The 19,976-nt window shown below is 70.1% G+C and carries 15 protein-coding genes and 1 pseudogene; 11 read left to right on the forward strand and 5 right to left on the reverse strand.

Translation table 11 applies throughout. The features are described from left to right. The first annotated feature begins 134 nt into the window (after positions 1 to 134). Together AC07DA_RS13350 and AC07DA_RS13355 are read left to right on the forward strand one after the other, a co-directional pair. Positions 135 to 695, forward strand: coding sequence for an ATP-binding protein (locus tag AC07DA_RS13350; protein WP_479127521.1), 561 nt, complete (start codon positions 135 to 137; stop codon positions 693 to 695). A gap of 316 nt (positions 696 to 1,011) precedes the next feature. Further along, positions 1,012 to 1,308: a hypothetical protein gene (locus AC07DA_RS13355; RefSeq protein ID WP_479127830.1), complete on the forward strand. Its 297-nt coding sequence runs from the start codon at positions 1,012 to 1,014 to the stop codon at positions 1,306 to 1,308. Between the two features lie 410 nt (positions 1,309 to 1,718). On the opposite strand, the gene AC07DA_RS13360 is transcribed toward AC07DA_RS13355, so the two are convergent. After that, the gene (locus tag AC07DA_RS13360; RefSeq protein ID WP_479127522.1) at positions 1,719 to 2,498 is read right to left on the reverse strand and encodes a GntR family transcriptional regulator; all 780 of its coding nucleotides are present in this window, start codon (positions 2,496 to 2,498) and stop codon (positions 1,719 to 1,721) included. A gap of 165 nt (positions 2,499 to 2,663) precedes the next feature. Between AC07DA_RS13360 and AC07DA_RS13365 the strand changes: the two genes are divergently transcribed. The 4 genes from AC07DA_RS13365 to AC07DA_RS13380 all read left to right on the forward strand — a co-directional run bounded on the left by AC07DA_RS13365 (position 2,664) and on the right by AC07DA_RS13380 (position 6,161). Continuing rightward, positions 2,664 to 3,011, forward strand: coding sequence for an SCO3933 family regulatory protein (locus tag AC07DA_RS13365; RefSeq protein WP_479127524.1), 348 nt, complete (start codon positions 2,664 to 2,666; stop codon positions 3,009 to 3,011). Further along, on the forward strand, positions 3,011 to 4,312 hold the full coding sequence (locus AC07DA_RS13370; RefSeq protein WP_479127525.1) for an FtsK/SpoIIIE domain-containing protein: 1,302 nt from the start codon (positions 3,011 to 3,013) through the stop codon (positions 4,310 to 4,312). The genes AC07DA_RS13365 and AC07DA_RS13370 overlap by 1 nt, the downstream gene beginning before the upstream one ends. Next, positions 4,309 to 4,506 (forward strand): hypothetical protein, encoded by a 198-nt coding sequence (locus AC07DA_RS13375; RefSeq protein WP_003991451.1) that lies wholly within the window; start codon positions 4,309 to 4,311, stop codon positions 4,504 to 4,506. Before AC07DA_RS13370 ends, AC07DA_RS13375 begins: the two co-directional genes overlap by 4 nt. A gap of 299 nt (positions 4,507 to 4,805) precedes the next feature. After that, positions 4,806 to 6,161 carry a replication initiator gene (locus AC07DA_RS13380; protein WP_479127832.1) on the forward strand — a complete coding sequence of 452 codons (1,356 nt, stop codon included), beginning with the start codon at positions 4,806 to 4,808 and terminating at the stop codon, positions 6,159 to 6,161. 135 nt (positions 6,162 to 6,296) lie between these two features. Here the strand turns inward: AC07DA_RS13380 and AC07DA_RS13385 are convergent, their stop codons facing one another. After that, on the reverse strand, positions 6,297 to 7,880 hold the full coding sequence (locus AC07DA_RS13385; protein WP_479127527.1) for a recombinase family protein: 1,584 nt from the start codon (positions 7,878 to 7,880) through the stop codon (positions 6,297 to 6,299). A 54-nt stretch (positions 7,881 to 7,934) separates the two neighbouring features. On the opposite strand from AC07DA_RS13385, the pseudogene AC07DA_RS13390 reads away from it, so the two are divergent. Continuing rightward, a pseudogene (locus tag AC07DA_RS13390) lies at positions 7,935 to 8,066 on the forward strand (thiamine biosynthesis protein ThiC); the annotation flags it as partial. A gap of 355 nt (positions 8,067 to 8,421) precedes the next feature. Here the strand turns inward: AC07DA_RS13390 and AC07DA_RS13395 are convergent. The 3 genes from AC07DA_RS13395 to AC07DA_RS13405 all read right to left on the reverse strand — a co-directional run bounded on the left by AC07DA_RS13395 (position 8,422) and on the right by AC07DA_RS13405 (position 12,025). Then, on the reverse strand, positions 8,422 to 9,297 hold the full coding sequence (locus AC07DA_RS13395) for a hypothetical protein (protein WP_479127529.1): 876 nt from the start codon (positions 9,295 to 9,297) through the stop codon (positions 8,422 to 8,424). A 183-nt stretch (positions 9,298 to 9,480) separates the two neighbouring features. After that, on the reverse strand, positions 9,481 to 10,569 hold the full coding sequence (locus AC07DA_RS13400) for a metallophosphoesterase (protein WP_479127531.1): 1,089 nt from the start codon (positions 10,567 to 10,569) through the stop codon (positions 9,481 to 9,483). 343 nt (positions 10,570 to 10,912) lie between these two features. Beyond that, complete coding sequence (locus AC07DA_RS13405) at positions 10,913 to 12,025, reverse strand: LacI family DNA-binding transcriptional regulator (protein WP_479127533.1); 1,113 nt, start codon at positions 12,023 to 12,025, stop codon at positions 10,913 to 10,915. 431 nt (positions 12,026 to 12,456) lie between these two features. Here AC07DA_RS13405 and hisC point away from each other — a divergent pair, with 431 nt between their 5' ends. From hisC to cydD, 4 genes are all read left to right on the forward strand, one after another. Further along, complete coding sequence (gene hisC, locus AC07DA_RS13410; protein ID WP_479127535.1) at positions 12,457 to 13,536, forward strand: histidinol-phosphate transaminase; 1,080 nt, start codon at positions 12,457 to 12,459, stop codon at positions 13,534 to 13,536. Positions 13,537 to 13,792: 256 nt separating this feature from the next. Continuing rightward, positions 13,793 to 15,298, forward strand: a complete 1,506-nt coding sequence (locus AC07DA_RS13415) for a cytochrome ubiquinol oxidase subunit I (RefSeq protein ID WP_479127537.1) — start codon at positions 13,793 to 13,795, stop codon at positions 15,296 to 15,298. Positions 15,299 to 15,317: 19 nt separating this feature from the next. Then, on the forward strand, positions 15,318 to 16,322 hold the full coding sequence (gene cydB, locus AC07DA_RS13420; RefSeq protein WP_479127540.1) for a cytochrome d ubiquinol oxidase subunit II: 1,005 nt from the start codon (positions 15,318 to 15,320) through the stop codon (positions 16,320 to 16,322). Positions 16,323 to 16,334: 12 nt separating this feature from the next. Next, the gene (gene cydD, locus AC07DA_RS13425) at positions 16,335 to 19,904 is read left to right on the forward strand and encodes a thiol reductant ABC exporter subunit CydD (RefSeq protein ID WP_479127542.1); all 3,570 of its coding nucleotides are present in this window, start codon (positions 16,335 to 16,337) and stop codon (positions 19,902 to 19,904) included. Positions 19,905 to 19,976 lie beyond the last annotated feature (72 nt).

The following is a 19,976-nucleotide window of genomic DNA, read 5'->3' on the forward strand; positions in this document are numbered from 1 at the left end:
GAACCCCCTTTGCCTTTGCCCGTGTTCACGTGAACCCCCTGGTGAACGCTCCCGGTCACATCCGTCTCGCCTTGTACTGGCTTGCGTGAAGCAAGCGGTGCCGTGAGAGCCGCGGGGCCTCGGAAGGGAAAGCGATGGATGCCGGGAAGACTGAACGGTTGGCGGGTGAGCTTGACGCGTACGCGCACTGGTTCGTGACACCGGAGCCGTCCTCCGACGGCCACTTCCTGACGCTGACGCTCTTCGCCGAGTTCGGTGACACAGCGCGCGTCGCTCGCGACATGACGGCTGTGTTCCTTCGGGGCGCTGGCGCTAGTGCGGTCGTGGACGACGCCCGGTTGGTCGTGTCCGAGCTGGTCGGCAACGTGGTGAACCATGCCGTGCCAGACCAGCACCTGGCCGCCCCCGGTGCCTGCCGACGCATCGACGTGATCTTCAAGATGTTTCCGAAGTGGCTCTTCATCGGTGTCGCTGATGAGGACTCGACCCCTCCGCCGCTTCCGGTGGGAGAGGTGTTCTCTCCCGGGCTGATCGGAGATCTGTCTGAGGCGGTGCTGCCCGACAGCGGTCGTGGACTGCTCATCGCCCAGCGTCTGGCAGCGGCGGTCTGGTGGACACCGGAAGAGCGCGGCGGAAAGACGGTCTGGTGTCGCTTCGACTTGAACGACGGAATGGAGCCCGTACCGCGCTCGTGATCTCCGGGCCGTCGCCCTGTTTCGCTCCCTCGCGATCGGGAGCGAGCGGCGGCCCGGTAACCGGCCGGAGTCTGACCCCTTCGGCCAGGGCGCGGCTCCTCCGGACTTCTGGGAGCTCCCCTCCACACCGGAGGGCCGCGCCTGACAACCACAAACCGAGACCGGGCCACCCCATCAGCCCTGGAAAGCGAAGGGTGGCCCGGCTGGGAACACGGCGGTCCCCGGTGCCTGATGGTACCGGGGCCGTCGTGCTGCGTTCGTGCCCTGGTTCAAGGAAGTTGACGATCCGTTACTAGATCAGGGCAAAGGTGGCAACGTGACTGGCTCGGGTGAGGACTGGCTGAGCGACGGTCTGAACGTGACGGGCGCGGACTCCGGTCTCTGGGTGTCCGGGGTCGACTACATCGCGGGATGGCGTGAGGCACGAGTGGCAGCCGATCGCCTGAACCGGGCGCTCCTGAGCATGGGGTTCGAGCTGTCCGCCGTACGGGCCGTCGCCTCGGCGAACGAGGGCGGACGGGGTGTGGTGCGACTGGCGGGCTGGCCGGACGCTGTGGATCGCCTCGCTCAGATGCTGGAGGCTCGCTCGGACCGCGACGGTGGTGCAGCGTGAGGAGCCTTTTCGCTGGTGAGCGGGGCACTTGGGCACGTCGCCGGCCGCAGAGACTTTGGGCTGGAGCTGCCATGGGGCGAGTGAACAGGGGGCCTTACGCTGGCCCGGCGAATCGGGCAGGCAGTTGCCCTGCCCGTTGTAGTGCCCGATTGGCCCCCTGTTCTTCGAGGCTCGCCCCATGGTGGCTGCCTAAAGTCTCGGAGGCCGTCGACCCCCAGCCCACCACGCCCCAGCCTGCGACAGCGGTTCGACGCCCTAACTCCTTGGGTGTGCTGTGGGCGGGGGTGCCCGGCGACCGGCCGGGACCGGCGTCTACGCCGCACGCCCGGCCGGGGCGGCCGGGCGGCCCGGCGCGCCGCAGGCGCGCCCTTGAGGAAGTAAAGGCTGTTTCGACCGATGCGGGTTGCCGCTCAGGCGCGGGTACGTCGCGCGGGCTGCTTGTCGGAGGTGATCCGGTAGGCGAGTTCGGCACGGTCCGCGCCGATGTGAAGCTCTTCGAGGGTCAGGGGGCGATTGTCGGCGCCGTGTGCGACGCGGGCGACGTGCAGGACCGGAGTCGCGTCAGGGAGCTGGAGCGTGGTCCGCTCGTCGGGCAGCGGCATGCGGGCGCGGACCGTCTCCGACCACCACAGCTTGTGTCCGCCCTGAGTGAGCACTTGGTAGATCGCTGCCGGGGGCTGGCACGGCTCATCAGCGAGCACTGGAACCGCCTCGGCGACTTCGAACGGAATCAGCGTGCGGTGCATGGCGCGGGCACCCGTGGCTGTGTCGATCAAGAGCCGGTCGCAGCCGAAGACGGCCTCTTCCTCACTGAGTCCCAGCAGTCGACCTGTGGCTTTCGTGGTCCGGGTGCGGTAGCTGCTCGGTTCCTCGGCCTCCTGCCAGGCGTCGCCGTTGGGCATGACGAACTTGCTGTCTGTGGTGCGGTTGATGCGGCGTTCGAGGGTGAGTGTGGGCTGGCCGCTGGAGCGTACGAAGCTGCCCTTGCCGTGGCGCACGTCGATCAGACCTTCCGCCCGCAGTGCGGCGATGGCGTTGCGAACCGTGGGGCGGGAGACGCTGTAGCGGGCCATGAGCTGGGCTTCCGACGGAAGCAGGGAGTCGGGGGCGAACTCGCCCGACAAGATCGCTGCGCGGATGGCGCCGGCGACTTGCTGGTAGAGGGCTCCGGGGCGCTGGATCTCCGTCATCTCGACAGTCTCCGGGTTAGGTCGTAGGTACGTCGCACGCGCGACATCACTCGTTAGCATAAGTAGTTGCACCCTCGCCGTACAGCACTCCATAGTCGTAACTCGTAAGGACAAGTGACGTCAGTATCTCGCTGACGCCCCGGATGGCCAGGGAGGCCAAAGCAAATGCAGTCCATTCCCGTGGACACGGCGCGGCTCGGCGTACTGCGGTGTGCCAACGCGCCCGAAGTGAAGTTCAGCAACTCGGAAACGCAGGAGGTGAAGAAGGACCGGGACGGCAAGCCGGTCTACAGCGTGGCCGTCACCGTGCGGCCGGACGGACGGCGTATCTCCGTGATCGAGATCGCCGTGAGCGGTGAGCCCAAAGGGCTCGAAGCGGGCCAGGTCGTCAAGGTCACCGGATTGACGGCGTTCGTCTGGTCGATGGGCGACCGCAACGGCGTCAGCTTCCGCGCCGACACGATCATGCCCGCGCACGGATCAGCGGCACAGGGCAAGGGCGGTGACGCGTGATGGGGCCGACTCTGCTCGCCCTCGCCCTGGCGGTACTGGCCTGGGTGCTGGTCGTCGGTGACCTGGTGCGGCGCCACCGTCCGGCTTGGCACTGGTACGTGGTCCGCTACCCCGCGACCGCGTGCCGGGTGGTGCTCACCTGGCGCAGGGTTGCTCTGCTCAACGACCTGTCCGTCTCGCGCCTCCCGGCGCGCACGCTCATCGGGCACCTGCTGGTCAAGGGGGATCCGGTTCGGCCGGCGGCTCCACGGATCTCGTTTCCGCGGGCTACCCGCATGGGGCTGACCGTGGCTGTCCAACTGCACGCGGGGCAGACTCCGGCGACCTACCTCAAGGCTGCCGACGCGTTCGTCCATGCGTGGAAGGTTCACGCGGTGCGCGTGACCTCGCCGGAACGCGGGCTCGTCCTGCTGTCGGCGATGGCCAGTGATCCGCTCCAGCGGCCCGGATTAGCCACCGCCCCCACCGAACTGCTCTCCGCGCTCATCGGCGCACTGGAGAGCGGCGGCGCCTGGGTGATGAACCTGCGGCTCGTGCCGCACTGGCTCATTGCCGGGGCGACGCGGTCCGGCAAGTCCACCCTGCTGGCCCGGCTGATCACCCAGCTTGCACCGCAGCCCGTCGCCCTGGTCGGCATCGACTGCAAGGGCGGCATGGAACTCGGTCTGTTCGCCGGGCGGCTGAGTGCACTGGCGACCAGCCGACGCGAAGCGGTCGCGGTCCTCAGCGCGCTCGCCCTCGACATGCAGGAACGAATGAGCGTGTGCCGGTCGGCCGGTGTGCGCTCCATATGGGAGCTGCCCGACAAGCTCCGGCCTGTGCCGGTCGTCGTGATCGTTGACGAGATCGCAGAGCTGTACCTGTCCGACGGCCGCCGCGAGAGCAAAGCAGAAACCGAGCAATGCTCCACGCTGCTGCTGCGGCTGGCCCAGCTCGGGGCGGCGCTCGGTGTCCACCTGGTGGTGGCCGGACAGCGGGTCGGCTCCGACCTGGGGCCCGGCGTCACCGCCCTGCGGGCTCAGCTCGGCGGCCGGATCTGCCACCGGGTGAACGATCCCGGCACGGCAGAGATGACCCTGGGCGACCTGAACAAGGACGCCGTGACCGTCGCGCAGGCCATCACGGCAGAGGAACGGGGCGTGGCCGTGTGCACCGGCCCGGACGGCAGCTGGAGCCGCACCCGATCCCACCTCACGCCCACGGAAGAGGCCGTCTCAACGGCTCGGAAGCACGCAGCACTCACCCCGGATCTGCCCGCGCTCAACCGTGCCCTTGCGGCGCCGGAAGGAGACGACAAGTGATCAGCGAAGGTACGGCGTTCACGTTCGCGGTGGTCTTCGGGATCATCACCGTCCTCCTCGTCCGCTCCCGTGACGTGCGCGCCTGGGAAGCGGTCTGCGTCGGCCTCTTCGGCCTCTACCTCGGCCAGACCCCTGTGATCTACACCGTCCACGGCCTCGTCACGTGGCTGATCAACGGCTTCTCCCACACCTGACCAGAGAAGGGAACGCAACGGCATGCCCATGCCCCGCGTGAGGTGCCCCCACTGCAAGGGCGACGGAGCCCGTAGGACCTGGAGTGGACGGCAGAGGCGCTGCCGCGTCTGCCGGGGCACCGGAACCATCCGCTGAACTTCGCTCCGCCCGACCCCACAAGGAAGGCGATCCCCATGACCGACAACGCGCACCTACCCACCCACCGTGCCGCTGCGGCGGCCCACCCCGGAAGGTCACCACCATCCCCCCGGAGCTCACCCCGGCTGATAGGCGCGCCGTTCTCAACCGCGCGGCGCGCCTGCGTCAGCTGTCCGAAGCAGACCGCGACGCAATCAACCTCGCCCAAGACCCGAACTTCCCCCGCCTGTTGGAGCAGATCACTGCCACCGGCGGCTGCTCCCACCCCGTCCACCTCTCCGGTTCCACCACCACCCTGGACGGTACAACCGGCGAAATCCTCCGCCACTACGACACCGGCACCGAACCCGGCGAACGCCTTCTTGTGCGCTGCCGCAACCGCCGGGCAACCGTCTGCCCCGCATGCTCACGCCTCCACGCGGGCGACACCTTCCACCTCGTCCGCGCGGGCCTCCTCGGCGGCAAGAACGTCCCTGCCACAGTCCGCCACCGTCCCCGGCTCTTCGTCACTCTGACTGCCCCGTCCTTCGGTCACGTGCACCGAACCGGGGAGCTGTGTCGGCCTCGTCGTGACCGTGGGACATGCGCACACGGCCGTCCTCGGGGCTGCGGCGCTGTCCACGGTCCCGATGATCCCTCCGTCGGCAAGCCCTTGTGTGCCGACTGCTACGACTACACCGGCCACGTGCTGTGGCATGCGCACGCTTCCAAGCTGTGGGACCGGTTCGTCATCGACGTACAGCGGCGCCTGGCCTCCTCGGTCGGCCTCGTACAGTCCCACTTCCGGGACCACGCCCGGCTGTCCTTCGACCGCGTCGCCGAGTACCAGAAGCGAGCGGCTGTCCACGTGCATGCAGTCGTCCGCCTCGACGGCCCGAACGGACCGGCGGACGCACCCCCGCCCTGGGCCGCGGACCGACTCATCGAGGCCGTACGCGCCTCCGCTCGCCGTGTCCTGGTCCGTACGCCGTACAGCCCCGCCGTGGGTGAGCTGGTTCTGCGCTGGGGGGCCCAAGTCGACGTGCGCCCACTACATGCCGACGGCGACGGACCTGACGATGATGCCGTAGCCGCCTACGTGGCCAAGTACGTCACTAAGGGAGCGAGCGAGACAGGCGCCGGCATCGACTACAGGGTCACTACCTGGGATGACATCGAGGCTGCGTCCGTGAACGCACACGTCCGTACTCTCATGCGGACCTGTTGGCGCCTGGGCGGCCTGCCCGAGTTCGAACCCCTGAACCTGCGCACGTGGGCTCACACGCTGGGCTACACGGGCCACATCCTCACCAAGTCCCGCGCCTACTCCACCACCTTCGCGGCACTGCGGGCCGAACGCGCCCAGCACGTAGGCGGTGTCGACGTCCTCGGGACGGTCACGGACAGGCACTGGCGCTACGTCGGCTCCGGCCATACCCCGGGTGCTGCGCTCATCGCCGCCGGAATCGCAGATGACATCGCTGAGAACCGCGCCATCGCGCGGGAGGCTCTCCGAGCTAGCGGTGATGCCAGCTGAGTACTCCTTCGGCGAAGACCAGCGATGATCGCGAGGAAGCAGCAGTACGCGCTTGGATCGAGCGACAGCTACGCGACTCTCCCCCACTCTCCGATGATCAGCTGCGGAGCGTGGGGGAGATCCTCGGACTTCAGCTCATTCGGAAGTCCGCCACACAGGCCTGAGTAGATCAGGGTCGAATGTCTTGTTGCCCTTGCCACCCGGTACTGCGATCACGGCGCTCAAGACCTTCTTGATCGCCTCGCGCTTCTGCGTGAGCGTCTTCGACCGCCACGAGTTCCTGACGTCTTCCTTGGCCTCCTCGGCCTCCGCCTTCAGGGCTTCGTGCGCCCGCTGGTCCGCACGAAGCTCCTTGATCCGCCGTTCGAGGACCGGGAGATTGCGGAAGAACGTCTCATCGTCGATGTCCGTGTCCTCGTCGTCGTGCCAACGCCGCTCCAGCTCGTTGCGGCTCCTGACGGCTCGCTCCAGGGCATCGGCCTTGTCCCAGTCCGGTACGTCCTGGGCCTTGCTGGCCGCATCGCGCTCCAACTTGGCGATGACCAGTTCCTCGATGACTTTGTCCGTCTTGTCGCCACGCTTGTAGGTCTTGTTGCAGCCGCCGTCCACGGTCTTCTTGCACATGTAGGCGTGCCGGTACTTGAGCCAGTCGTTCGCCTTGATCCCGATCATCTTGTTGTTGCAGACCGTGCCGTCCTCCAGCACGTGGCCGCACCGCAAGATGCCGGTGAGCAGGTACTTGTGGACCAGTCCACCGCGCGGCATCCCGGTTCCGCGGCCACGTTCCCTGATCTTGGCCGTGACCGCGAACCACTCCTTCGGAGTGATGATCGGCTCCCACTCGCCCACGATGGGCTGATCATCGCCGTCACGGACAAGTTCGCCCTTGATCTCGCGATATCCACACAGCCGCGCGTTCACCAGGACCTGCTTGACAGTCTGGTACTGGAAGGCGTTCCCGCGACTCGTGATGAAGCCGGCCTCCTTCCACCGGCGCGTGATCTCGGAAATGGAGGCACCCGCGATCACGTCCTTCACCGCCTGACGGATGGCTTCCGCCTCGTCCGGGCGCAAGGAGACCTTGTCGTCCTCCCATCCGAAGGGGCGCCATGCCGCTACCGACTGCCCACGGATCGCACGGCTGCGGTGGCTGTTCCTGCTCCGACGCTCCTTCTTCCTCGTCTCGCTGAGGGACATGGCAACCCCCAGAAGCCCTTTGATCTCGAAGCCTTCGGCATAGAGGTCCTGGATGCCGTTCGAGTCGTGGTAGACGCGTCCTTCCTGCGTGGTGAACGCCTTCAGGTACCGCTCCCAGTCACTCGGGCGCCGGTACAGCCGGTCGTCGTTGACCGCCATGACGCCGTGGATCGGGTACCCGTCCGGCGTCGTCCCGGCAGCAAGATCGGCGAGCAGCTGTTCGAAGTCATCGCGAACGCTGTTCTCCTTGCTCGCGCTCTTGTCGTTGTCCATGTAGCGGTAGACGACGAGCCATCCGAACCTGCGGGCGGTCTCGGTCATGTCCCGGTGCTGGTCCTCGACGCCGTGGGCGTCCTTTACCCGGCCCTCGAACGAGATCCGTGCGTAGCAGACGACGCACTTCAGCTCCGGGTCGGAAGCCAGCATGGTGCGCACTTTCTCGACGGACGGCAGTCCCTCGGGCGTACCTCGCAGCTTGCTGACCAACTCCTCGCGCTTGCCCAGGTGTTCCCCTCGGTCCATGGCTGGGCTGCTGGGACGACCGCAGCGCATGTGTGGGGTTGAGTAATGCTCTACAGCATGAGGATCTCCCAGGACATCCGCCGTGAACACGGCGGCAGCCGGACCGAGATCGAGGAGGGCATGGCGCAGAAGTCGAAGGAGTTCGCGGCGAGCGGCAACCGCGTGTACCTGCCGATCGCGGACTGACCCGGCCTCACGGCCGCGTCACGGAATCAGCACGGCGGCGCCCGCCCTGCCCGAGGACCGCAGGGCCCTGGTAGGGGCGGGGCCCCAGCCCGAGGACCGCAGGGGTCCTGGCCAGGGCGGGGTGCAGGTGGTCCAGCGGGTTCGTGGGCGCCGTCGCGCAGACGAGTCGGCGCCCGCTGGCGGACGTGTCCCTCGGCCGGATCCGGACGTCCGCCCTGATCGGGGAGGGCATGGTCCCGGGACGCCTGTGCGGATGCGGTCGCCGGCGCGCGCCGAGGTGCCCGGCTTGCGCTCCCTGAAGCTCGTCCGCGCAGGGGAGCGCAGGCCGACGGGCGCTGGGCGTGCGCGCCGACGGCTACTCCGGCTGGTGCTCCGGTCCTCCGAAGTCCGGACTGGTGTAGTCCGGGCTGCTGAAGCTCGGCCGCGAGCCGCGGCTGCCGTCGTCCGGGCTGGTGAACCCCGGGCGGTCGTAGCCGAGGTGGGGCATGCGGCTGACCGGCGCGGAGGTGGACGTGGGGTGCAGTGCGGAGGCCGCACCCGGATCGGCGAGCGCCTCCCGCAGGAAGGGCAGGATGCCGCGCTCCAGCAGCGCCTCCCGCCAGGCGTCTCTGGCCTGTTCCACCTCCTCGCGGAGCGCGCCGTAGGAACCGCCTTCGGCCGACGGCTTGTTGCGCAGGGCGGTGAGCAGCAGTCCCACCGCGGCGACGAGGATCGCCACCGCGGTCACGGCGCCGAAGACCCAGCCCGTGGTGAGCATGGTCCGGGCGAACCCCTGCTCCGGGTCGAGCATCTGCAGGAGGTAACCGACGAGCAGGAAGATCGCCGCGGCGGTGCCGGCCAGGACGGGGGCGAGGACGGCGACGACGGCGACCGCGCCCGCGCCGGTGGTCTCGGCCGCGACCGCGACCTCCCCCATCGTGGCGGCGAGCCCGGAGCCGTCCGTGCCCTGCTCGGCGGAGCCGGACTCGCGCACGGCCGGCGTGTGCGACGACGCCGGCCGGCGGAGTTCGTCGCGGACCTTGACGTAGTGCGTGTACTCGGCCGACGCGGCGGCCGTGATGAGCGCGGTGGCGTTCAGCGCCATGGTGCGCAGCTGTTCGGAGTTGAGCCGCTGTCCGACGGCGGCCAGGTCCGGGCGGTGTGGTGCGGAGCGCAGCGCCTCATCGAGGATCCGCTCGTATTCCTGGCGGTCCTCGCTCAGCAGGTGCTGCGGAACGCTGTTCATGTGCATCCCCCGATGCTCCGTAGGGCTTGTGACTCGGCATGCTGACGAGCCGTCGGGCAGAAACGGAGGGGAGCCTGCTACGGATAAGCCGATGGTAGAGCGGCGACGGTGGCCGGTGACAGGGGGTTTACCGAAATTGGCCCTTCACCGGTCCGGTCCTGTGACGGGACGCGGGGGCCCGGTGAACGTTCACGTGGCCAGCGGCAGTTGCTGGACCAGCAGCTTTCCGGCCATGGTCACGCCGCCGTCCATCGCGATGGCGAGTCCGTCGGCGTAGACGTGCGGTCCTTCGACGACGGGGTCGGTGCCGTCCTCGTCCTCCTCGGAGCCGACTTCGCCCAGCAGGTAAGGGATCGGGCTGTGGCCGTGAACGATCCGGGTGCCGCCGTACGTATCGAGCAGGGAGCGCACGGCGTCCGCGCCGCCCTCGTCCCGGAAGGAGAACCGCTTGGTGAACTTGCGGAACAGGTCCCAGACCTCGTCCGCGTCGTTGCGGGTCAGCGTCTCGCGGACGGTGTCGTTGACCTCTTCGATGGAGCGGCCGTAGTCGAGGTAGGCGGTGGTGTCGGAGTGCACGAGCAGGTGGCCGTCGACCTCCTCGAGGGCATCGAGCCGGGCCATCCACTGCAGGTGGTGGTCCTGGAGGCGGTCCATGTCGGTCTTCTGGCCGCCGTTGAGCAGCCAGGCCGCCTGGAAGGTGGCGGTGCCGGCGCCGGAGTTGACGGGGGTGTCGCCGAAGCGCTTGGCGCCGAGCAGCAGCAGCTCGTGGTTGCCCATGAGCGCCTTGCAGTAACCGCCGGCCGCGGCGGCCTCGGCGGACAGCCGCATGACCAGGTCGATGACGCCGATGCCGTCCGGGCCGCGGTCGGTGAAGTCGCCGAGGAACCACAGCCGGGCGGTGCCCGCGCACCAGTTGCCGGCGGCGTCGAGCAGGCCCTTCTCCTGGAGGGCGGCCACCAGCTGGTCGAGGTAGCCGTGCACGTCGCCCACGACGTACAGCGGGCCCTGCCCGGTCGTGGCGGGCGCGGCGGCGGGCTCGGGGTCGACGGTCACCTGGACAGTGTCGCCCCGGTTGACGACGGGAAGGTCGCGCTGCGTCGGCGTGTATCCCTCGGGATAGGTCTCCTCGGGCGGCGGGGCGACGTCCCCTGGGTGGACGCTGTGGACGTACGGACCGGTCTCGTGGACGTACGCGGGCACCCGGAAGTCGCGCAACGTCGCCGTCCGCTCCACCTCGGGTCCCTGACCGGCCCCCTGAGTCATCGACCCCTCCACCATCGCGCCGCATCTGCACCGCATCGGACTGCCTGGTCGTAGCGGCCCGCCGGTGTCGTGGGCCCATCATAGGAATGCGGATCGCGCCATGTGATGACCCAGGGGTGGTGAATCAGAGCAAGACTCCAGTTCACTGCGGCTTTCGCCCCGATTGCGCCGGGCTTCGCCCACCGTGTGACCGTCCTCGCTCGCCTTCTCTTCGCGAGAACGGTTCCTTCTCTCCGGGGGACCGGCCCCGTTTCTCCCCAGGAGTGCGGCCCCCCGGGCCCGGCAGCGACCTCCCCGACCCGGCCTGGGGGACCATGTCCGCCGAGTGGCGGCCGTGTCCCGTGACCCGAGTGCGGGCCTACGTCTCCTCGGGTGTGCGCGGCGGGCTGACCGTCGTGCGCGGCGGGCGTCGCTGGGACGAGGTGCGCACGATCAGCTCCGTCGGTATCACCTGCTCCACCGGATGGTCGGATTCCACACCCTCGATGGCGTCGATCAGCAGCTGCACCACCGCCGTGCCGATACGGCGCGGCTTCAGGGAGAGCGTGGTGATCGGCGGCTCGGTGTTGGCGTACACGGTGGACTCGCTGCAGCAGACGAGCAGCAGGTCGTCGGGGACGCGCAGGCCGTAGCGGCGGGCGGCGGCGAGCAGATCGGTGCCGTTCGGGTCGAACAGTCCGTAGACCGCGTCGGGGCGGTCCGGCCGGGCGAGCAGCCGGTCGGCGGCGACGGCGCCCGCGCACGGGTCGTGCGCCGGGTAGGCCTCGTACACCGGGTCCTGGCCGACGCGCTCGCACCAGCGCAGGTAGGCCGTGGTCGACAGGTGGGTGTACGTGTCCGTGGTCGTGCCGGTCAGCAGGCCGATGCGGCGGGCTCCGGCGTCGGCCAGGTGGTCGAGGATGCCCAGCACGGCGGCCTCGTGGTCGTTGTCGACCCAGGCCGTGACGGGCAGCGTGCCGGCCGGGCGGCCGTCCGAGACGACCGGGAGGCCTTGCCGGACGAGTTCGCTGACGACGGGGTCCTGGTCGGAGGGGTCGATGACGACCGTGCCGTCCAGGGCGACGTTGGACCACACGTCGTGGCGGGAGGTCGCGGGCAGGATGACGAGGGCGTAGCCGCGGGCGAGCGCGGCGGAGGTCGCCGCGCGCGCCATCTCGGCGAAGTACGCGAACTCCGTGAAGGTGAAAGGTTCATCCCCGTACGTGGTGACGGTCAGGCCGATGAGGCCGGACTTGCCGGTACGGAGGGTCCGGGCCGCGGCCGAGGGCCGGTAGCCCAGCCGGTCGGCGACCTCGCGGACGTGGCGCCGGGTGGCGTCCGGGAGCCGGCCCTTGCCGTTGAGGGCGTCGGAGACGGTCGTGATGGAGACTCCGGCGGCGGCGGCCACGTCTCTGATACCCGCCCGACCCGACCGGCTGCCTCGCCGTGAGGTTTCCGCGCGGCTCACCTGGTGCTTCCCTGCTGCTGTCATGGCGAGCCGATAGTAGGGCTCATGCGGTGGGGTAGTGCGGACGCATATGCACGCGTTGACAGGCACGTTTCTGCATGATCATCAAGGCTCAATTGCCGTGGAAAGTAAAGGTGTTGAGCCCTCTCATGCCAGTACGTGACTTGTCGGCCCGCGCGGGCCTGCCAAGGGGCCGAGGTTGCGAAGAGGTCTCAACTCACCTGCACGGGGGATGCGCGCCAGGGCGTGCACCACCGGCGCGTAGATATATGTGCGGCGCGCCCCTGAATTCGTACGCCTTCGTACGGTGATGCCCCTGATGCCGGTGGGACGCCGGAGGCCGACGCCCGCCGGTTCGACGCGGCTATACGCAGTGGCGCCGAATCCTCATAAGGTGAGGAGCATTGGTTGTCGGCGGCGGACAGGGGCCGCCGGTCTTCGCGAGGAGGACTGCGGTGAGCGAGACGAGCCCGAAGCTGCGCGCCGAGCTGGAGGGGATCCCCACCTACAAGCCCGGCAAGCCGGCCGCGGCCGGCGGGCCGGTGGCCTACAAGCTGTCCTCCAACGAGAACCCCTACCCGCCGCTGCCCGGCGTGCTGGAGACCGTGACGGCGGCGGCCTGCTCCTTCAACCGCTACCCGGACATGGCCTGCACCGGGCTGATGAACGAGCTGTCCGAGCGGTTCGGCGTGCCGCTGTCCCACCTGGCCACCGGTACCGGGTCGGTCGGTGTCGCCCAGCAGCTCGTCCAGGCCACCTCCGGCCCCGGCGACGAGGTGATCTACGCCTGGCGGTCCTTCGAGGCCTACCCGATCATCACCCAGATCAGCGGCGCGACCTCGGTGCAGGTGCCGCTGACCGCCGGTGACGTGCACGACCTGGACGCGATGGCCGACGCCGTCACCGACCGGACCCGGCTGATCTTCGTCTGCAACCCCAACAACCCGACCGGCACGGTCGTGCGCCGGGCGGAGCTGGAGCGCTTCCTCGACCGGGTCCCCCGTGACGTCCTGGTGGTGCTCGACGAGGCCTACCGCGAGTTCATCCGCGACCCCGAGGTTCCGGACGGCGTCGAGCTGTACCGTGACCGGCCCAATGTCTGCGTCCTGCGGACCTTCTCCAAGGCGTACGGCCTCGCCGGGCTGCGGGTCGGCTTCGCCATCGCCCATGAACCGGTGGCGGCGGCGCTGCGCAAGACGGCGGTGCCGTTCGGCGTGACGCAGCTCGCGCAGGAGGCGGCGATCGCCTCGCTGCGGGCCGAGGACGAGCTGCTGGGGCGGGTCGGCTCGCTGGTGTGCGAGCGCACGCGCGTGGTCGACGGGCTGCGCGCCCAGGGCTGGACGGTGCCCGAGACCCAGGCCAACTTCGTGTGGCTCAGGCTGGGGGAGCGCACGGTGGCCTTCGCGGAGGCGTGTGAGCAGGCCGGTGTGGTGATCCGGCCGTTCCCCGGCGAGGGCGTGCGGGTGACGGTCGGGGAGGCCGAGGCGAATGACATCTTCCTGAAGGTGGCGGAAGGGTTCCCCAAGGAGCTGTAGCGGCTGAGCAGAGGTCGCGGTACGAGCCGGTCGGTGGGGTCGCCGACCGGCTCGACGCATGTGCGGCGCCGTCGCCGTTCCTTTCGAGGACAGACAGGCCCGTTTCACGTGAAACCTGCCGGTGTGCACGGGCTCGTGCGCTCCGGCGCGGGGTTGACGAGCGTCACACGGGCCCCCGTCCATGCGTCGAAAGTGCGTGCTGCATAATGGCTTGTGAATGTGAACGCTTTCACAAGCGTAGGTAAGGAGCGGCGACGTGGACCTGGCTTTGGCGCCGGAGACCCTGGCGCGATGGCAGTTCGGCATCACCACCGTCTATCACTTCCTGTTCGTCCCCCTGACGATCTCGCTGGCCGCGCTCACGGCCGGGCTGCAGACCGCCTGGGTCCGCACGGAGAAGGAGAAGTACCTCCGGGCGACCAAGTTCTGGGGCAAGCTGTTCCTGATCAACATCGCCATGGGTGTGGTCACCGGCATCGTGCAGGAGTTCCAGTTCGGCATGAACTGGTCGGACTACTCCCGCTTCGTCGGTGACGTCTTCGGTGCGCCGCTCGCCTTCGAGGCCCTGATCGCCTTCTTCTTCGAGTCCACCTTCATCGGCCTGTGGATCTTCGGCTGGGACAAGCTGCCGAAGAAGATCCACCTGGCCTGCATCTGGATGGTCTCGATCGGCACACTGCTGTCGGCGTACTTCATTCTCGCCGCGAACTCGTGGATGCAGCACCCGGTCGGCTACCGGATCAACGAGGACAAGGGCCGGGCCGAGCTCACCGACTTCTGGCTGGTGCTGACCCAGAACACCACGCTCAACCAGGTCTTCCACAGCTTCTCCGCGGCGTTCCTCACGGGCGGCGCCTTCATGGTGGGCATCGCCGCCTTCCACCTCCTGCGCAAGAAGCACATCCCGGTGATGCGGACCTCGCTCCGGCTCGGCCTGGTCACGGTCGCCGTGGGCGGCCTGCTCACCGCGGTCAGCGGGGACACCCTGGGCAAGGTCATGTACGAGCAGCAGCCGATGAAGATGGCCGCCGCCGAGGCGCTGTGGGACGGCGAGAGGCCGGCGCCCTTCTCGGTGTTCGCGTACGGGGACGTCGACGAGGGCCACAACAAGGTCGCCCTGGAGATACCCGGCCTGCTCTCCTTCCTGGCCCACAGCGACTTCGAGTCGTACGTGCCGGGCATCAACGACACCAACAAGGCGCTCCAGGAGGAGTTCGGCCCGGGCGACTACAAGCCCATCGTCCCGGTCGCCTACTGGGGCTTCCGCTGGATGATCGGCTTCGGCATGGCGTCGTTCTCGATCGGTCTGCTGGGGCTGTGGCTCACCCGGAAGAAGTTCCTGCTGCCGGCGGCCTGGCGGACCGGGGAGGACGAGGTGCCGCATCTGGTCGTCTTCCGGAAGCCGCTCCGGCCGCGCCTGACCCGCCTGTACTGGCTGGTGGCGGTCTGGACGATGGCCTTCCCGCTGATCGCCAACTCCTGGGGCTGGATCTTCACCGAGATGGGCCGCCAGCCGTGGGTCGTCTACGGCTTGTTCCAGACGCGGGACGCGGTCTCCCCCGGTGTCTCCCAGGCGGAGGTCCTCACCTCGATGATCGTGTTCACGGTCCTGTACGCGATCCTCGCCGTCATCGAGGTCAAGTTGCTGGTCAAGTACGTCAAGGCGGGCCCGCCCGAGCTCACCGACGCCGACCTCGACCCGCCCAAGAAGATCGGCGGCGACCTCCGTGACGCCGACAAGCCGATGGCCTTCTCCTACTAGGCCGAGGGAGCCGCACGTCATGGAACTGCACAACGTCTGGTTCGTCCTGATCGCCGTCCTGTGGACCGGCTACTTCTTCCTGGAGGGCTTCGACTTCGGGGTCGGAGTGCTCACCAGGCTGCTCGCCCGCGACCGGCCCGAGAAGCGGGTGCTGATCAACACCATCGGGCCCGTCTGGGACGGCAACGAGGTGTGGCTGCTCACGGCGGGCGGCGCGACCTTCGCTGCCTTCCCCGAGTGGTACGCCACGCTGTTCTCCGGTTTCTACCTGCCCCTGCTGCTCATCCTGGTCTGCCTCATCGTCCGGGGTGTGGCCTTCGAGTACCGGGTCAAGCGGCCCGAGGAGAACTGGCAGCGCAACTGGGAGACGGCGATCTTCTGGACCTCGCTGCTGCCGGCCTTCCTGTGGGGCGTGGCCTTCGGCAACATCGTGCGCGGCGTGAAGATCGACCAGGACTTCAACTACGCCGGTGGGGTCCTGGACCTGCTCAACCCGTACGCGCTGCTGGGTGGTCTGGTCACGCTGTCGCTGTTCACCTTCCACGGCACGGTGTTCGTCGGTCTCAAGACCGTCGGGGAGATCCGGGAGCGGGCGCGGACGCTGGCGCTGCGCGTCGGAGCGGTGACCGCCCTGTTGGCCGTCGCCTTCCTGCTGTGGACGCAGGCCGACCGGGGTGACGGGGCGTCGCTCGTCGCCGTCGCCGTGGCCGTGGCGTCGCTGGTGACGGCGCTGCTCGCGGCGCGGGCCGGGCGAGAGGGCTGGGCGTTCACGCTCTCGGGCCTCACCATCGTGGCCACGGTGGCGGTGCTGTTCCTGACGCTGTTCCCGAACGTGATGCCCTCGACGCTGAACCCGGACTGGAGCCTGACGGTCACCAACGCCTCGTCCAGCCCGTACACGCTGAAGATCATGACGTGGTGCGCGGCGGTCGCCACGCCGGTCGTGATGGTCTACCAGGGCTGGACCTACTGGGTCTTCCGCAAGCGGATCGGTACCCAGCACATCGCCGACCCCGCGCACTGAGGTGTGTTTCACGTGAAACCAATCGATCCGCGTCTGCTCCGCCACGCTCGTGCCACCCGCGGCTTCCTGGTGGCGGTCGTCGCCCTGGGGGCGCTCGGGGCCGGGCTGGTCATCGCGCAGGCGATGCTCATCGCCGAGGTGGTGGTCGGCGCCTTCCAGCATGGCAGGGCGGTGTCCGCACTCGGCACCCCCCTGCTGCTCCTGGTCGCCGTCGCGGTGGGGCGGGCGCTGGTCGGATGGCTCACCGAGCTCGCCGCGCACCGGGCGAGCGCTGCGGTGAAGTCGGAGCTGCGGGGCCGGCTGCTGGAGCGGGCCACCCGGCTGGGACCGGGCTGGCTGAGCGGGCAGCGGACCGGTTCGCTGGTCGCCCTGGCCACCCGGGGCGTCGACGCACTCGACGACTACTTCTCGCGGTACCTGCCGCAGCTGGGTCTGGCGGTGGTCGTGCCGGTGGCGGTGCTGGCGCGGATCGTCACCGAGGACTGGGTCTCGGCGGCCGTCATCGTGGGCACCCTGCCGCTGATCCCGGTCTTCATGATGCTGATCGGCTGGGCCACCCAGTCCCGGATGGACCGGCAGTGGCGGCTGCTGTCGCGGTTGTCGGGACACTTCCTGGACGTCGTCGCGGGGCTGCCCACGCTGAAGGTCTTCGGCCGGGCCAAGGCCCAGGCCGAGTCCATCCGGCGGATCACTGGCGAGTACCGGCGGGCGACCATGCGGACGCTGCGGATCGCCTTCCTCTCCTCCTTCGCTCTGGAGCTACTGGCGACGATCTCGGTGGCCCTGGTCGCCGTGACGATCGGCATGCGGCTGGTGCACGGCGAGATGGACCTGTACATCGGCCTCGTCATCCTGATCCTGGCCCCGGAGGCGTATCTGCCGTTGCGGCAGGTCGGCGCGCAGTACCACGCGGCGGCGGAAGGGCTCGCCGCGGCCGAGGAGATCTTCGAGGTCCTGGAGACACCTGTCCCGGCGTCCGGGTCCCGGGCCGTGCCCGAGGGCGCGCTGGCTTTCGAGGACGTGACCGTCCGGTACCCGGGGCGGTCGGGTGACGCGGTGTCCCGGGTGAGCTTCCGGGTCGAGCCCGGGGAGACGGTCGCGCTGGTCGGCCCGAGCGGTGCCGGCAAGTCGACGCTGCTCGGCGTCCTGCTCGGATTCGTCGCTCCGGCCGAGGGCCGGGTCCGGGCCGGGGGAGTCGATCTCGCCGACGCCGACCTGGAGCAGTGGCGGTCCCGGATCGCCTGGCTGCCGCAGCGGCCGCACCTGTACGCCGGGACCATCGCCGAGAACGTGCGGCTGGCGCGGCCCGGCGCGGACGACGAGGCCGTGCGGCGGGCGCTGCGGGACGCCGGGGCGCTGGAGTTCGTGGACGCGCTCCCCGAGGGCCTCGCCACCGTGCTCGGCGAGGACGGGGCGGGGCTGTCCGCCGGGCAGCGGCAGCGGCTCGCGCTGGCCCGGGCGTTCCTCGCGGACCGGCCCGTGCTGCTCCTCGACGAGCCGACGGCGGCTCTGGACGGGGCCACCGAGGCGGAAGTCGTGGCGGCGGTGCGACGGCTGGCGGCCGGACGGACCGTGCTGCTGGTGGCCCACCGGCCGGCGCTGCTGGGAGTGGCGGACCGGGTGGTGCGACTGACGGAACCGGAGGCGGCCGAACCGGTGGTGCGGCCGGCGGCACCGGAGATGGCGGAACGGGTGGTGCGGGCGGCGGAGCCGGGGGCATCCGGGGTGTCCGCCGCGTCGGTGACGACCCGCGGGGAGCGGCCGGCCGAGCCCGGCCCGTCGGTGCCGGTTGCTCCGGCCGGCCCGGCCGCCTCCGTCGACGTGCCCGCCTCCCGCGGTGTCCTCGCACGTGTCCGCGCCCTGTCCGGCGCCCGGCGCGGCCGTCTCGGGCTCGCGCTGCTGCTCGGGAGTCTCGCACTCGGCAGTGCCGTGGGGCTCATGGCCACCTCCGGGTGGCTGATCTCCCGGGCCTCGCAGCAGCCGCCCGTGCTGTACCTGATGCTGGCCGTGACGGCGACGCGGGCCTTCGGTATCGGGCGGGCCGTCTTCCGGTACGCCGAGCGGCTCGTGTCGCACGACGCCGTGCTGCGGATGCTGGCGGACACCAGGGTCGCCGTGTTCCGCAGGCTGGAGCGGCTCGCACCCGCCGGGCTGCGCCGGACGCGCCGGGGCGACCTGCTCGCGCGGCTGGTGGCGGACGTGGACGCGTTGCAGGACTACTGGCTGCGGTGGCTGCTGCCGGCCGGGGCGGCCGTCGTCGTCTCGGCCGCTTCCGTCGGCTTCACGGCGTGGCTGCTGCCCGAGGCCGGTGCTCTGCTCGCGGCCGGGCTGCTGGCCGCGGGCGTGGGCGTACCGCTGCTCACCGGTGCCGTGGCCCGGCGGGCCGAGTACCGGCTGGCGCCGGCCCGCGGAACGCTGGCGACCCGGGTGGCCGATCTGCTCACCGGAACCGCGGAGCTGACCGTCGCCGGTGCCCTGCCCGCGCGGACGGCCAAGGCCCGTGAGGCCGACGGGGCGCTCACCCGGATCGCCTCGCGCGCCGCCACCGCCACGGCACTCGGCGACGGGCTCACCGCGCTGGCCTCCGGCCTGACGGTCACGGCCGCGGCCCTGGTGGGGGCGCAGGCCGTCGCTGCCGGGCGGCTGGAGGGCGTCGCCATGGCGGTCGTCGTCCTGACCCCGCTCGCCGCCTTCGAGGCCGTGCTGGGACTGCCGCTCGCCGTGCAGTACCGGCAGCGGGTGCGCCGCAGTGCCGAACGTGTCTTCGAGGTGCTGGACAGTGTGGAGCCGGTGGCGGAGCCGGAGCGGCCGCGGCAGGCGCCCGCGTCGCCGTTCCCGCTGGTCGTCAAGGGGCTTGCCGCGCGGTACGCGGGACAGGACCGGGACGCGCTCGCCGGGCTGGACCTGACCCTCGACGAGGGCCGCCGGATCGCCGTGGTCGGGCCCTCCGGCTCCGGCAAGACGACCCTGGCCCAGGTGCTGCTGCGGTTCCTCGACCCTCGCACGGGCGCGTACACACTCGCGGGCGTGGACGCCTGCGCGCTCGCCGGTGACGACGTCCGCGCGCTCGTCGGGATGTGCGCGCAGGACGCGCACCTCTTCGACAGCTCGCTGCGCGAGAACCTGCTGCTGGCCAGGAAGGACGCCAGCGAGGACGACCTGCGTGCCGCGCTCGGCCGGGCCCGGCTGCTGGACTGGGCCGACCGCCTGCCCGCAGGGCTCGACACGCTCGTCGGCGAGCACGGGGCGCGGCTGTCCGGAGGGCAGCGGCAGCGACTGGCCCTGGCCCGGGCGCTGCTGGCCGACTTCCCCGTCCTGGTGCTCGACGAGCCCGCCGAGCACCTCGACCTGCCGACGGCCGACGTGCTCACCGCCGACCTGCTGGCCGCCACCGAGGGCCGCACGACGCTGCTCATCACCCACCGGCTGGCGGGTCTGGAGGCGGTGGACGAGGTGCTCGTGCTGGACCGGGGACGGGTGGTGCAGCGCGGGCGGTACGAGGAGCTGGTTGCGGTGGACGGGCCGTTGCGGCGGATGGCGCAGCGCGAGGCGGCGTCGGAGTCGCTCGCCGTCGTCCCCTGAACGGGTCCGGTGGGGCGCGGTGCTGAGCCGTTCGGCTCAGCCGGTCCCCCGGCCGCACGCCATGAACGCGAC

Source organism: Streptomyces sp. NPDC044921, from assembly GCF_056432865.1.

What these genes read in the sequence shown, in the direction of transcription:
- AC07DA_RS13370 (WP_479127525.1), top strand. Translation starts at nt 3,011, where the DNA reads ATGGGGCCGACTCTGCTCGCCCTCGCCCTGGCGGTACTGGCCTGGGTG.
- AC07DA_RS13360 (WP_479127522.1), bottom strand. Translation starts at nt 2,498, where the DNA reads ATGACGGAGATCCAGCGCCCCGGAGCCCTCTACCAGCAAGTCGCCGGC.
- AC07DA_RS13405 (WP_479127533.1), bottom strand. Translation starts at nt 12,025, where the DNA reads ATGACAGCAGCAGGGAAGCACCAGGTGAGCCGCGCGGAAACCTCACGG.
- AC07DA_RS13385 (WP_479127527.1), bottom strand. Translation starts at nt 7,880, where the DNA reads ATGGACCGAGGGGAACACCTGGGCAAGCGCGAGGAGTTGGTCAGCAAG.
- AC07DA_RS13400 (WP_479127531.1), bottom strand. Translation starts at nt 10,569, where the DNA reads ATGGTGGAGGGGTCGATGACTCAGGGGGCCGGTCAGGGACCCGAGGTG.
- AC07DA_RS13365 (WP_479127524.1), top strand. Translation starts at nt 2,664, where the DNA reads ATGCAGTCCATTCCCGTGGACACGGCGCGGCTCGGCGTACTGCGGTGT.
- cydB (WP_479127540.1), top strand. Translation starts at nt 15,318, where the DNA reads ATGGAACTGCACAACGTCTGGTTCGTCCTGATCGCCGTCCTGTGGACC.
- AC07DA_RS13350 (WP_479127521.1), top strand. Translation starts at nt 135, where the DNA reads ATGGATGCCGGGAAGACTGAACGGTTGGCGGGTGAGCTTGACGCGTAC.
- AC07DA_RS13395 (WP_479127529.1), bottom strand. Translation starts at nt 9,297, where the DNA reads ATGCACATGAACAGCGTTCCGCAGCACCTGCTGAGCGAGGACCGCCAG.